The following is a 13,824-nucleotide window of genomic DNA, read 5'->3' on the forward strand; positions in this document are numbered from 1 at the left end:
ACTGCTAAACGGCTCAGATACGAAAAGCACTTTTAAAATTTAAGAACAGCAAGAGCCCCCGCTGCAACTTTTATTTTTTTTGTTCAAACGAGCTTGAATCAAGTTATAGGCAATCAATACAAGTAAAATACCGGCTCCGATATTCTCTATCCACCCATGGGCTTCTTGATGGGAAAGCATCCCGCGTATTGCAGTCGCATCAAAAAAGAGATCGAATACTATCCCGAATCCGACACTCCCGATGATAATACTGCCTAAATATATGATTAATGCCTTAGTCCCAAGCATCGATTTCACAACCCCCATAGTCACCGTATTGGTTGCCGGTCCCGCACTCAAAAATACAAACGCGGCTCCGGGAGAAACCCCAGCTAAAATCAACGATGCGGCAATCGGTAACGAAGCGGTTGCACAGACATACATTGGAGCCGCAATCGCTACGGCAATAAGATACCCTAACCATCTGCTGTCCGTAAAATAATGACTCAAATTCCCAGGAATCATCATCGAGATAAAGGCACCGATAATTAATCCCCATAACAACGGGGATGCGATCCCTCCCAACAATGAGACAAACCCGTAATGTAGCGCACGTTTAAGAGAAAAAGAGCGTACACGATTGACTTCAGGTGCGGGATTATTGATACGAATCGTTTGCTGGGCTTTCGGATTGAGTGAAAATTTTGCGACGGGAGATACGTGTTGTTTAATCAGCACATTAGCCAAACTGCCCGCAATAATGGCAATAATACTGGAAGTAATGACCCTATAGAACGTAAACGCCCAGCCGAACATTCCATAGGTTGCCAAAATCGAATCAACCCCCGTAATCGGCGTTGAAATCAAAAAGGATAATACCGCACCCTCGGATGCACCTTTTCGCTTTAGCTCGGCAGCAAAGGGAATAACACTGCACGAGCACAATGGAAGCGGTATTCCAAAGAGTGTCCCTTTAAACACAGATTTCCAACCTCGCGTTCCCAGCTGCTTGGTTATTAAATCCTCAGGAACCAGCTCGTGCAATATTCCGGCAATCAATACACCGACAACAATAAAGATTCCCATCGATGCACACAAATTCCAAAACGACGATGCTAATGCCTCCACCCTCTTATCCTTTTTAAAATTAATAATTATTATCGAATTATGACTCTTAATCCTTTCTATCTCATAAAAAGCTTGAATTACCCTCTTTTGCTCTTTTACTATTAATTTTTGCGTTACCGTTGAGTAACTTTAGAACTGTACGATTCTAAATATATTTACAAAAGGAGACCCAAATGGAAAAAATGACCCCATTAGAAAAAATGTTAGTCAAAAAACTTCGTCAATCCAAACGCGCCAGCTGGATGGTAGACTAAATCACATTTTGCCGCTCGAGGCAATCACTCTTCAAAATCTTTCACTCTTCTTATTAACTCTTTTTAACGTTATAATTGGCTTTACATTCGTTTATAGTTCTTTTGCCCTTCGTTAACATCGCTGCGTCATACTGCCGGATGTACCCTCGTGATGAGGCAGTATCTGTAACCAAGGAGTATCCTATGATTCGATTCGTCATCCTCCCAATATTGAGTTGTGCCTTTCTTGCGGCATCCACACCGACACCTATTGATATGGCATCTGATTTGAATCTGTCCGCCAATCAGATCAAACAACTGCAGCAAATCGATACGACTGTTGAACAGGTAAAACGTCATTCTTATGCAAAAAAGATCGAAGTTCTTAATCCGGAACAGCGCAAGCTTTTTTTTGCACGATACAAAACAATCTGTACCAATGACTAAAAAAGGGGAATAATGCTTCAAGCATTAATGGTCGAAGACGACCCGGACATTACGACACTGCTCGTTAACTATTTGAAAAACTACGGTATCGCCGTAAATGCCGTCTCTACGCCTATGGCAGGGCTTAATCTGTTAGATACGGATCATTTTGATCTCATTATTTTGGATTTAACTCTGCCGCAAATGGATGGATTGGAATTGTGCAAAGCGATCCGTCTCAAAACGGACATTCCCATTCTGATTTCAAGTGCCAGAAGTGATATCAACGATAAAATTATCGGGCTCGAATACGGTGCAGACGACTACCTTCCAAAACCGTATGAACCGCGTGAACTTATTGCACGGATTAAAAGCGTATTACGCCGTTATCGACCGACTCTGGAGAAAAAAAACAAGCTTTTTATTTTGAATGAGCATGAACAAACCATTACCTTTAACGGTGTTCCGCTGTCCCTTACTCGAGCTGAATACGAACTGTTATCCCTCTTTATTCTCCATCCCAATCAAACGCTTAGCCGTGATTTCCTCTCAAACAATTCTGAAGCGATTTCATGGGAAAGCTCTGCTCGCACTATTGATGTGATCATCAGTCGTTTACGACAAAAAATAGAAAAAGACCCAAAAAATCCCCGCTTCATCCACTCCGTACGAGGCAGCGGGTATCGTTTTTCCGGATAATCAATGATACACAGTATTTTTCTCCGCATTACCCTTTTTTTTCTTGTTACCTTTATCGGGATGGGAGTGGGATTTTATACTATTCACCAACGGCTTACCCAAGAATACAATCACGCTATCGAACTGGAAGCAAAAAACCTTTTGCTGGTTTTACGTAAAAGTATTTTTCTAGATCCTCCCATGCGAAAAGATTTTTTAGAAGCACAAGGGTATCATGTCGCTCAGCCGCATCCGGATCTTACCAAAACACTTCAAAACGCCCTTACAACCATTCCTGAAGACTACCCTGAACCCATAAAAGACTCACTCAAAGAAGGTCGAATACAAATTTTAAAAGATACCAATAATCTCTATATCTATCTAACCAAAGCAACGCCGCCATTACTGATCATTAAAACCGATGCAGCCAAACAACCGCTTTGGCCGGAGGCACTGTTTATTTCACTCATCCTTGCTTTATTGTTATTGTATTGGCTCATTATCAAGACTCTGTTCCCGCTTAAGATGTTGATTCATTCCATTACCACGTATGGGAAAGAGGGAATTTATACACCGATTAAAAGTACCAATAAAGATGAGATTTCTCTTGTGGCCAATGCACTGGATGGGGCAATGCATAAAAATCAGATACTGCTTGAGGCACGCAGACTCTTTTTACGCAACATTATGCATGAGCTTAAAACACCGATTACCGTCGGAAAATTATCGCTCCCTTTTCTCAAAAAAGGGGAAGAAAAATCGATTTTAGAACGGGCATTCAATCGTATGGAACATCTGATCGCGGAATTGGTAAGAGTCGAACAAATCACTTCAGGAGCCCTTTCACCCCATTTAAAAGAGTGTGATCCAAAAGAGTTGGTCCATAAAGCCAAAGAGCTATTGTTCCTCAATGATGAAACCATAGAAGCCACCTATGACGGAAATTCTATTTATGCCGATTGCGATGTTTTTGTAACCGTATTTAAAAATTTGATCGATAATGCGGTTAAATACAGCAATGAGGGAAAAGTTCGCATTCTCCAGAACAACACCCGTATTTTCTTTTATAATAAAGGTGAACCTTGGCCTTCGGAATGTACCTTAAAATCGATCAGTGAACCGTTCTTTCATCACAATGAAAATCCAAATAGTTTTGGACTTGGTCTCTATATTGTCAAATCCATTCTTGATGCCCATAATTTTACTCTCGATTACCGGTACGAATCAGGATATCACTGCTTTATCCTAGAGTGCCGGAACCCGCTTTTAATGAACGATTGAGTCGGATCTCAAAACACGCCCCCAGGTTCGAATTATAAACGCTGAGTTTTCCTAAAAAGTGTTTTTCAATAATTGTTTTAGCCATATAAAGCCCGATTCCTGTCCCTTGCGACTCAAATTTCGTTGTAAAATAGGGATCGAAAATTTTATCTATAATCTTATTCGGTATGCCCCCGCCTGTATCCTCTACACTAATCGTGCAATATTTCTCATCATTCTGGCAGCGAATATAAATAACCCTTTTATCTCCCCGATGCTGTTCAATCGCTTCACGGGCATTATTGATGAGATTGATAAGTACCTGTTTTAACTCGTTCGGATACACGAGAACTTCTGTATCAGGGTCAATGTCTCTCTCAATAGTAATTTTTTTACGGACTAATAATGGCCCAAGCAATGCTTCAACATCACTAATCAACGTGTTGATATTGACCGAGATTTGGTCTCTGTCATGTTTGAAAAAATTACGGAAATCATCGATAGTCTGAGACATATATTCGATTTGTGCCTCGGCGATCTCAATCACTTTTGCTGCCTCTTGGGATCCTCCTATAGAACAGCTAAGATTCAATCGCGTCATGGAGAGACCCAAAATATTCAGAGGCTGCCGCCACTGGTGTGCAATGGATTCAAGCATCGAACCGATTTCAGCCATTTTAGCTTGCTGCATTAACAGTTTTTCCTGCTTACGATTTTTTTCAACCGCCTTTTCAATCTCCTCTTGAAGCCGCTGATTGAAGGTTTCCAACTCATCGGTCCGTTGACGTACCAGTACATCAAGGCGACGGTTTTTATACGCGATCACAATAAACAAGACCCCCATAAAACCGGCAATCCCCCAAACCAGACTGTAATTGATCGGTTCATTTTTCTCCATTACGAGCCAGCTGCCATGAATCGCCTGATATTCTGACTGGGTAATAGAAGCCAATACTTTGTCTGAAATAGAAGCCAACATCCCCCAGTCATTGCGAAAAGCAAAAGCAAGTTCATATCGGTACGGTGTTTCTCCGACTACCTTTAGACGCTTAAGATTATAATGTTCTATCAAATAACTGACAGTACCAAGCCCTTCAACACATGCGTAGGCTTCACCTGAAGCCACTTTTTTGAGTGCCTCCAATGAACTATCCGCCAACACCGGTATGATTTTCGGATAGTACTTTCGTAAAATTTCTTCACTCGCATACGATCGTACTACCGCTACTTTTTTTCCGTTTAGATCATTTAAATCATTCACATATCCGACACCTGAATCCGCTACGATAACCATCGACTGTTTTAAATACGAACGGCTAAATACGAGATTTTCCTGTCGCTTTTCGGTAATAGCGGCACAGGAGAGCATATCAAGGTCTTTATTTTGGACGGCACGTAATGAGTCGCTCCAGAGTCTACGGCTGTAATCAACCTCAAAATGAATTCCCAATCGCTTTTCAAGTAAACTCAAATAAGAGGCGCTGATCCCTATATGCCTCCCTTTTTCATCGATTGATTCTACCGGAGGCCAATTTTGATCAACCCCGACACGCACTACCGGATGGGCTTTCAGCCACGCTTTCTCTTTTGCGGTTAAATTCAGCGTACTGTGTTTGTAGATTAACGGATCAAAAGAAGGGATGGACGGAACCACACCCATCAGACGATATCCCTGTGCAATCATTTCCAGACGTATCGGTTCGATCGAACCGAACGCGGTATTCGGACGAAATGCGAGCTCTTTAAGGACTCTTCCTTCGTAGATCAATGCATCAAGCGATTTATGTTGAGGATTATAGTTACGGTAAATCAGCTCAGCAGTCTCTTCGATATGATCAAATGCCCAAAGCCATCCTCGCATTGAAGCATCATAAAAAGCTTCTGCCCTTTGCGGATGTTCGAGTGTTTCTTTTTTAGTGGTGAATAAAATATCGCTGTAAAAATCAAATCCGTAATCTTTAGGGTGGATGGCATGGGTCTCTATCCCGGCTTTTTGGAGGATATAAGGCTCATTTGAGAGATATGCGACCATGGCATCGGTATCACGGCGTGCCAACGACATTGGGTCATACGAATGTTTTTGCACATACAGATCTGTCGTACGCAAACCGACACTGCGGAGCATTGCCTGCATTTCCGCACCCTCCACCGTATCGCCCGTCAACATGACACGCTTATTTTTCAGATCTTGCGCTTTGGTTATATTGGAATCTTTTCGGGTGAGCAACATCATAGGAGAAGATTGAAATACTGCCGCCATCAATACCAGCGGGGCACCGTTGATGTAATCCACAATCAACGATGAACGCCCCACCCCGTATTGCGCTTTCCCTTTCATCACTGCATCAAAAGGATCTTGTCGATTTTGCGCATCCAAAATGGTAACGTCCAACCCGGCGTCCGAGTAATACCCATTTTCTTTGGCCACATAATATCCCGCAAACTGAAATTGGTTCAGCCAGGACAGTTGTAATGTCACCGATTCTCTCGACCATGCGACACTCATAAAAAAGAGTAATAAAAGTAGCAGCTTTTTCATGGCTAAGAGTGTATCCAAAGAATTATATTTTCATACTTAGAAGCAATTATGCTCCATTTAGATAAAATCGCGACACTATTTATTACGCAAGGTCTCTGTTATGTCGGTCAAACAAACGCTTCTAGAAACACTCACCCACCGTCCTCTCATCATCGACGGTGCGATGGGAACCCAGCTTCAAGAGCGTACCGACAAAATTCCCGAGAGTGCATGGGAAGGGCTGGAGGGGTGTAACGAACTTCTCAACGTTACCTGCCCCGAAGTTATGAGCGATATTTTTCATGCTTACCTCACCGCCGGAGCCGACCTCATCACGACCAATACCTTCGGCGCTTTTAGCTGGGTACTTGATGAATACGGGATCGGCCATCGCGCCTACGAGCTCTCTCGCGCCGGTGCCGCTGTATGTAAAGCCGAATGCGATAAGTTTTCGACCCCGCAACATCCCCGTTTTGTCCTCGGTTCCATCGGACCGGGAACGAAGCTCCCCTCTCTCGGGCATATCCATTATGACGAGATGTACGCGGGGTATTTAGAGTGCTGTCTGGGTCTTATCGACGGCGGATGCGATATTTTCCTCCTCGAAACCTGTCAAGACCCGCTTCAAATCAAAGCGGCACTCCATGCCTGCGAAGCCGCGAATAAAGAGCGCGGTACTTCATTGCCTATCATGGTCTCCGTGACTATCGAACTAGCCGGAAGTATGCTTATCGGAACCGATGCGCAAACGATTGCAACGATTTTGGAGCCGTTTGACATTATCAGTCTGGGATTCAACTGCGGTACTGGACCGGAACAGTACGGCAAACATGTCAGAACCCTCTCAGAGGTATGGGGAAAACCGATATCGGTTCATGCCAATGCGGGACTCCCTCAAAACAGAGGCGGCTATTCATACTATCCGATGGGACCCGATGAGTTTGCCCAGCTGCAATGTGACTTTTTAAATTACGACGGTGTCAGCTTCCTCGGCGGATGCTGCGGAACCACTCCTCAGCATATTCGCGCACTCGTCAATAAAGTCTCTACGATTGCCCCTAAAAAACCCAGCGGAACAACACCTCCTTCTATCGCATCGCTGTTCAATACGGTTGAGCTTATCCAAACCCCTGCCCCGCTGCTCATCGGAGAGCGTTCCAACTCGACAGGCTCCAAAGCGTTTCGCGAACTGATCATTGCAAGCGACTACGAGGGGACACTCAGTGTCGGTCAGGCACAAGTACGCGACGGTGCCCATTGTCTGGACGTCAACGTCGAGTTTGCCGGACGTGACGGTGCGGTGGATATGGCACACGTCATGAGACTCTACAACCAAAAAATCCCTATCCCTCTCATGCCCGATGCGACACGGGTCAACACGATGGAAGAAGCGCTCAAATGCATCGGCGGCAAGCCGATCATCAACTCGGTCAATCTCGAAGACGGGGAAGATCGTCTGGATGCGATCTGTTCCCTCGCCAAAAAATTCGGAACCGCACTCGTGTGTCTCGTCATCGATGAAAAAGGGATGGCAAAAACGACGGAAGATAAAATGCGCATTGCGGACCGTATCTACGATCTGTGTGTCAACCGCCACGGTATTGATCCACGCAATCTGATGTTTGATATGCTCACGTTTACAGTAGGAAGCGGAGACGTGGAATACCGTGATGCTGCCATCCAAACGCTCGAAGCGATCCGTCAGCTCCATACCAAATATCCCAACGTCGGCTCAACGCTTGGATTATCCAATATCTCTTTCGGACTCAGTATGAATGCCCGAGTCTATCTGAACAGTGTCTTTTTACACCACTGTATCGAAGCGGGTATGACGTCTGTCATCATCAATGTCAAACACATCGTACCGCTCTCTAAAATGTCTGAAGAAGATCGCTCCATTTGTGAAGAACTGCTCTTCTCTCCTGATGATCAGTCGCTCTTTAAATTTATCGAACATTTCAGTGACAAGACCATTGATAACTCTAAAAACGATGAAGAATACGAGGCTATGAGCGATGAAGAAAAAATCGCCAAACTCCTCATCGACGGTGATAAAGAGAGAATGATCCCTCTGGTAGAAAAAGCGCGTCACGTGATCAATCCCGATAGAATCGTCAATGAAATCCTCATTGATGCGATGAAAATCGTCGGTGAGCTTTTCGGATCGGGGAAAATGCAGCTGCCGTTCGTGTTGCAGAGCGCCGAGACGATGAAGACAACTGTCGATTATCTCAACCCTTATCTCTCCAAACAGGAAAAAGATACCGACACCACCCTTGTGATCGGAACCGTTAAGGGAGATGTCCATGACGTCGGCAAAAATCTCGTCGATATCATCCTCTCCAATAACGGTTTCAAAGTAATCAATGTCGGGATTAAAACGGAGCTTGAAGAGTATCTCGACGTTATGAGAACCAAAGAAATCCACGCTATCGGGATGTCAGGATTGCTGGTTAAATCGACCCAAGTCATGAAAGACAATTTGGAAACGATGGCCAGCATGGGGATCACGACTCCGGTACTGCTTGGTGGAGCTGCACTTACCCGCAGCTTTGTGGATGATTTTTGCCGACCGATCTACAAAGGGGCGATCTTTTACTGCCGAGACGCCTTCGACGGGGTTATCGCGATGAGCCGCATCGAAAAATACAATGCCGATCCGAGTGTCGGACTCGATACACGACTCGGCGGAGACATGGTGGAACGTGCGACCAAAGAAGTAATCGACATAGTGATTCCTCCGTTTGAAGAGATAAAAATGCCAAGCGAGGTCAGAATCCCGACCCCTCCGTTTTGGGGACGTCGCGTATTACGCAAAGAACAGCTCGATTTTGACATGGTATGCGAATGGGTCAATAAACGCAGTCTTTTCAAAATGCATTGGGGATACAAACGTGCAGGAATGCCGGTAGATGAGTACAAAAAACTGCTTGAAACCAAAGTCTATCCAGCGTATGAGCGGATCAAAAATGAAATCGTAAAACGCGGATTGTTTGACCCTACCGTGATTTACGGATACTATCCCGTCCGAAGCAGCGATCAGGAACTCCTCATTTTTGACGAGAGCTACGGATGGAATATCGATGAAAATGCCAATCGCCAACCGCTTGATGAAGTGATCGGGAATGCCAAATATGTCTTTGAATTTCCGCGCCAGCGTAAAGCCCCGCATCGCGCTCTGAGCGATTTTTTTGCCCATACACGTGATGATGTGCTTCCGCTAAGCTGCGTCAGTGTCGGAGATAAATTCAGTGAGTATGAAAAAGAGCTCTACGCCAATAATGAGTATTTGGAATATAACATGGTGCACGGTTTCGGGGTAGAACTTGCCGAAGCCTTAGCCGAAGTGGCGCACAAGCAAATCCGGCTCGATCTGAATATTGCAAGCGATGATGAAGGATTTAGTTTGCGTGATGTTCGCCTAAACCGCTACGCAGGAGCACGGTACAGCTTCGGGTATCCGGCATGTCCGGATCTCGAACCGAGCCGTATCATCTTTGATCTGTTGAGTCCGGAAGAGTTCGGTATTACCCTCTCCGAGACCTATCAAATTCACCCGGAACAAAGTACGACGGCTCTGGTCGTCCATCACAAAGAGGCAACGTACTACAATATTTGATTGTAGTATTTTAATGATACGTGCTGTACCATATCGTATTAACCGCAATTCATTAAATGGGATTAAAAATCAACGGATGTTACAGACTCAAACCATTTACGAAGAGACTAAGCGGCTTTCCGTCTTATTTGTAGAAGACGATGACCCCATTCGTCAGCGAACGGCAGAAATCTTAGAAGATTATTTTTACCGTGTCGATACGGGAATTGATGGAATCGATGCCCTCGAAAAATTCAACCATTATTTCGTTTCGAAACAAAAATACTACGATTTAGTCATTTCTGATATCCAAATGCCGAGAATGAATGGAGTTGAACTAACGGCTGAACTCTACGCCATACGCCCCGATCAACCGATCATCATTCTCTCGGCGCATACGGAAGCCGAATATCTCATTACCCTGCTCAATTATGGAGTTGCCCAGTTTATCACCAAACCGATTCAATACCAAGAGATGCTCGATACCCTCCATAAAGTATGCAAAAAAATCAATACGGCCATAACCGTCATACCGGAAAATAGACATATCATCGCTTTAGATGAAGATACCTGCTGGGACAACGAGAAAAAAAAGTTAATCTGCCGCGGAAGCGATGCTTCCCTAACCAAATATGAAATTCATTTAATGACATTACTGACTTCAAAGTTTGAGCAGGTGTGCAGCAGCGATGATATTCTCCATCATTTCTATCTCAATAATATCGATGTCAGTTCAGATAATCTTCGCGGAATGATGATGCGTCTTCGAAAAAAACTCCCGGAAAACACCCTCTCCAGCATCTATGGCTTGGGATATCGTCTCTCTTACTCACATGCTAAACCTCTCTAAGCAAAGACGCGATAAAATCTATTTCGTATTCATCCCATAAAGGACAAGTGTGAAATCACTCATTATCATTCTGGCATTTGTGCTGAGCGCATGGAGTTCAGAATCGGTAGCTTTTATTAAAAATATACACAATGATGCACGTGTAAAAAGAGACGATGCGGTTCACACGGCAAAAATCGGGGAATATCTTTTTAGCGGGGATACGATTCATACCGGAAAAAACAGCTCTATAGGACTCTCTTTCAACGACGGAACACGAATCGCTATCGGTCCTGAGAGTGAATTCATTATTAACGATTATCTCTTTCAACCCACCAAAAAAGATTTTAAATTCAATGTGACCCTACCCAAGGGGACAATGGTATTTGAATCAGGGAAAATCGGGAAATTAGCTCCTGAAAAAGTAAATATCAAAGTTCCGCAGGGAATTATCGGTATTCGCGGTACGAAATTTATTGTGGATGCCGAATAATTATGGAACCGTTCTTCTTATGGAGTGCTATTCTATTATCGCTCCCTTTTATAACCTCGACACCCAAAACGACAGTGATTTTACTCGATAACGAATCTGCACACAATGCCGTTGCCGTTTCTAGCGATGCAGGAAATGTGATTGTGGATCAACCCTATTTTTATACGGTACTGACCGCCTCGGACAAACAGCCCTCTCCAGTTACAAAAGGTGATCCGGATGCAATACGTCAGAAATACGCAGAGCAACTGAATTGTCTTCCAAGCAAACCGGTTTCACTCCTGTTTTATTTCGAGTCCGGAACCTCTGAACTGACCGAATCATCAAAAAATCAGATCAATGAGCTCATCGACCTGATCGCGTCACGAGAACCTGCAGCGGTAGACATTATCGGACATTCCGATCGTGCAGGCGAAGCCGAACAAAATCATCAATTGGCATTGGAACGTGCCAAAACAGTCGAAAAATATCTGCAAGAACACAATGTAACTTTGGTACGAAGTTCTGTCACATCGTACGGAGAAAATGATCCGCTAATCCCAACCGAAGACGGTGTAGCGGAACCTCAGAATCGCCGTGTAGAAGTCATAGTACGCTAATATATGAGACGCCGACTTTTCATTTCCGGCTTGTTTATCCTTACGACTCTCTTTTATCTTCTATGGTGGCTTTCTCCTCTGCTCACCTATATGGATTACAAATTTTATGACCGTCTAAGCCATACTTTTCCTTCCGCTCACTCTCCTGAGCATACCGTTATCGTCGAAATTGACGACAAGAGTTTGAAAGCATTGGGTCAATGGCCGTGGCCTCGTATTATTACGGCTAAACTTATTGAGAAGATAGCCGATGCCAACCCTTCCGCTATCGTACTGGATATGGTTTTTTCAGAACCGGATCGCACCTCTCCCTCGACTCTGCGGTCCTTTTATAAAACGGTTTTAGATCTCAATATGTCGATCAGCGGGTTACCCGAATCTTTGCAAGACAATGATGCTGTTTTGTCCGATGTAATCGCCCGTTCCCCGATCATTTTACCGGTTTTTTCGAATACCGACACCCAAAGCAGTGTCTGTATATTGCCCAATAGCGTAACCTACACACCCACTCTTCAGAAGATCGATCTGTACGATTTGGATCCCTTGGTCTGTAATTTACCCTATTTCCAACAACGTTCCCGCGGCATCGGACATATTCATGCGGCGGCCGATGAAGACGGCATCCTAAGACGGTTGTCTCTTGTTATGCGCCATCAGGATCTATGGATTCCGACATTGGGAATAGCGGCAATCGCATCCGTTAAACCCGGAGTTCATTTCACTCCGACTTCATCGCTTTTTGGAACGATGCAGCTGAGCATCAATAGTCAAAACTTTTTGGTTGATCGCCATGCGGAAGCACTCCTCGCTTTTTACCCGCACGATTCTTATGAAAAGATTTCAGCCTATGATATCCTCAACGCTACAGTAAAACCTGATCGACTCAAAGGAAAATATGTTTTGATCGGCTCTACCGCAAACGGGCTGGACAGTACCTATACAATGAGTGACGGATCAATCCGTTCCGGGGTGTTTATCCATGCAACCGCCATCGAAAACATTCTAAACGGCGATTTGGCCGTTCAACCCTCCCTCTATCGAGTGATTCATATCTTAGTTTCTTTTATTGTCGCTCTGGCGTTGCTGATACAAATGATTCGAAAACGCTATATGAGTGTTGTATGGATCTTTTTGGCCACATTGTCGATTGCCGCAGCATTTACCGCTCTGTCATGGCACTATCACCTTTACCCGTCCATCGGATATTTTATCGTCCCATTGAGTGCATACTTGTTTATCTTGGCTATGTTCATGTTTTTCATCGATTATCGCGATAAAAAAATATTCATTGAAGAGATACAGCGTGCCGAGCGTCAAAAGAAACAACTCGAAAGCGCCTTAAATCAGAGTGAACTGGAAATCGAATACCAAAAAGCAATGGTATTGCAACAGTCCAAACTGGCTGCCATGGGGGAGATGATTGACAATATCGCCCATCAATGGCGTCAACCGCTCAATTTGCTCGGCACCATTGTTCAGCATGCAGAGTTTGCTTTTGCAAAAGGGAAAGTGGATGGAGCCTATATGCATCAAATGAGTACGGAATCCATGGAGCAAATTCTCTTTATGTCGCAAACCATAGAAGATTTTCGCAACTTTGTCAAACCGGATCGCAAAAGTATCCCGTTTGATCTCAATCTTCCTATCCAAGAAGCTCTTCAACTTTTAAATGGGATGCTAAAATCCAACGGGATAACGGTCAATGCAGAGTACTCCGACACGGAGTTGATGGTAATGGGTTCACCAAGCGAATTCAAACAAGTGATCATTAATCTCTTGCAAAATGCCAAAGACGCTCTAATGGAAAACAATCGAATGAACCCTCAGCTTCACATCAATGTATCGGCAAAAGGCGAAAATGCGATTGTGACAATTCTGGATAACGGAGGCGGGATTCCGTCCGCTGTCATCGAACGTATTTTTGAACCGTATTTTACGACTAAACAAGAAAACGGTGGAAGCGGCATCGGTTTATATATATCCAACGCGATTATTCGGACGAAGATGGGAGGGGAAATCAGTGTGATTAACGTAGAAGATGGTGCACTCTTTGCTATTCTTCTTCCACTGATCTCCTAACAAA

General features: G+C 44.2%; 10 protein-coding genes. 8 read left to right on the plus strand and 2 right to left on the minus strand.

The annotated features are described in order from the left end of the window. Positions 1–39: 39 nt before the first annotated feature. On the minus strand, positions 40–1,107 hold the full coding sequence (locus PHE37_RS02445; RefSeq protein WP_299994545.1) for an SO_0444 family Cu/Zn efflux transporter: 1,068 nt from the start codon (positions 1,105–1,107) through the stop codon (positions 40–42). Between the two features lie 437 nt (positions 1,108–1,544). Here PHE37_RS02445 and PHE37_RS02450 point away from each other — a divergent pair, with 437 nt between their 5' ends. From PHE37_RS02450 to PHE37_RS02460, 3 genes are read left to right on the plus strand one after another with little or no spacing between them, the layout of a single operon-like run. Further along, positions 1,545–1,787 carry a hypothetical protein gene (locus PHE37_RS02450; protein ID WP_299994543.1) on the plus strand — a complete coding sequence of 81 codons (243 nt, stop codon included), beginning with the start codon at positions 1,545–1,547 and terminating at the stop codon, positions 1,785–1,787. Between the two features lie 12 nt (positions 1,788–1,799). Further along, the gene (locus PHE37_RS02455; RefSeq protein WP_299994541.1) at positions 1,800–2,465 is read left to right on the plus strand and encodes a response regulator transcription factor; all 666 of its coding nucleotides are present in this window, start codon (positions 1,800–1,802) and stop codon (positions 2,463–2,465) included. A gap of 3 nt (positions 2,466–2,468) precedes the next feature. Further along, the gene (locus PHE37_RS02460) at positions 2,469–3,725 is read left to right on the plus strand and encodes an ArsS family sensor histidine kinase (protein ID WP_299994539.1); all 1,257 of its coding nucleotides are present in this window, start codon (positions 2,469–2,471) and stop codon (positions 3,723–3,725) included. On the opposite strand, the gene PHE37_RS02465 is transcribed toward PHE37_RS02460, so the two are convergent. After that, on the minus strand, positions 3,685–6,243 hold the full coding sequence (locus PHE37_RS02465) for an ABC transporter substrate-binding protein (RefSeq protein WP_300008158.1): 2,559 nt from the start codon (positions 6,241–6,243) through the stop codon (positions 3,685–3,687). The two genes, PHE37_RS02460 and PHE37_RS02465, sit on opposite strands and share 41 nt — an antisense overlap. Positions 6,244–6,343: 100 nt before the next feature. On the opposite strand from PHE37_RS02465, the gene metH reads away from it, so the two are divergent. Genes metH through PHE37_RS02490 form a run of 5 tightly spaced genes read left to right on the plus strand, consistent with a single transcriptional unit; the run spans position 6,344 to position 13,820 of the window. Further along, positions 6,344–9,841 carry a methionine synthase gene (gene metH / locus PHE37_RS02470; RefSeq protein ID WP_299995323.1) on the plus strand — a complete coding sequence of 1,166 codons (3,498 nt, stop codon included), beginning with the start codon at positions 6,344–6,346 and terminating at the stop codon, positions 9,839–9,841. Between the two features lie 13 nt (positions 9,842–9,854). Continuing rightward, positions 9,855–10,670, plus strand: a complete 816-nt coding sequence (locus PHE37_RS02475) for a response regulator transcription factor (RefSeq protein ID WP_300008160.1) — start codon at positions 9,855–9,857, stop codon at positions 10,668–10,670. Positions 10,671–10,719: 49 nt separating this feature from the next. After that, positions 10,720–11,142 carry a FecR family protein gene (locus PHE37_RS02480; RefSeq protein ID WP_299995320.1) on the plus strand — a complete coding sequence of 141 codons (423 nt, stop codon included), beginning with the start codon at positions 10,720–10,722 and terminating at the stop codon, positions 11,140–11,142. Positions 11,143–11,144: 2 nt separating this feature from the next. After that, on the plus strand, positions 11,145–11,741 hold the full coding sequence (locus tag PHE37_RS02485) for an OmpA family protein (protein ID WP_299995318.1): 597 nt from the start codon (positions 11,145–11,147) through the stop codon (positions 11,739–11,741). Between the two features lie 3 nt (positions 11,742–11,744). Further along, a complete protein-coding gene (locus tag PHE37_RS02490) occupies positions 11,745–13,820 on the plus strand; it encodes a CHASE2 domain-containing protein (protein ID WP_299995316.1) in 2,076 nt (691 codons plus the stop codon). The last annotated feature ends 4 nt before the right edge of the window (positions 13,821–13,824 follow it).

The organism is Sulfuricurvum sp. (genome assembly GCF_028681615.1).
In the GTDB taxonomy this organism is placed as follows: Bacteria; Campylobacterota; Campylobacteria; order Campylobacterales; family Sulfurimonadaceae; genus Sulfuricurvum.

Bases quoted from the DNA above. Each gene is read 5' to 3' on its own strand.
- PHE37_RS02460 (WP_299994539.1), top strand. From the start codon at position 2,469: ATGATACACAGTATTTTTCTCCGCATTACCCTTTTTTTTCTTGTTACC.
- PHE37_RS02490 (WP_299995316.1), top strand. From the start codon at position 11,745: ATGAGACGCCGACTTTTCATTTCCGGCTTGTTTATCCTTACGACTCTC.
- metH (WP_299995323.1), top strand. From the start codon at position 6,344: ATGTCGGTCAAACAAACGCTTCTAGAAACACTCACCCACCGTCCTCTC.
- PHE37_RS02455 (WP_299994541.1), top strand. From the start codon at position 1,800: ATGCTTCAAGCATTAATGGTCGAAGACGACCCGGACATTACGACACTG.
- PHE37_RS02485 (WP_299995318.1), top strand. From the start codon at position 11,145: ATGGAACCGTTCTTCTTATGGAGTGCTATTCTATTATCGCTCCCTTTT.
- PHE37_RS02450 (WP_299994543.1), top strand. From the start codon at position 1,545: ATGATTCGATTCGTCATCCTCCCAATATTGAGTTGTGCCTTTCTTGCG.
- PHE37_RS02475 (WP_300008160.1), top strand. From the start codon at position 9,855: ATGATACGTGCTGTACCATATCGTATTAACCGCAATTCATTAAATGGG.
- PHE37_RS02465 (WP_300008158.1), bottom strand. From the start codon at position 6,243: ATGAAAAAGCTGCTACTTTTATTACTCTTTTTTATGAGTGTCGCATGG.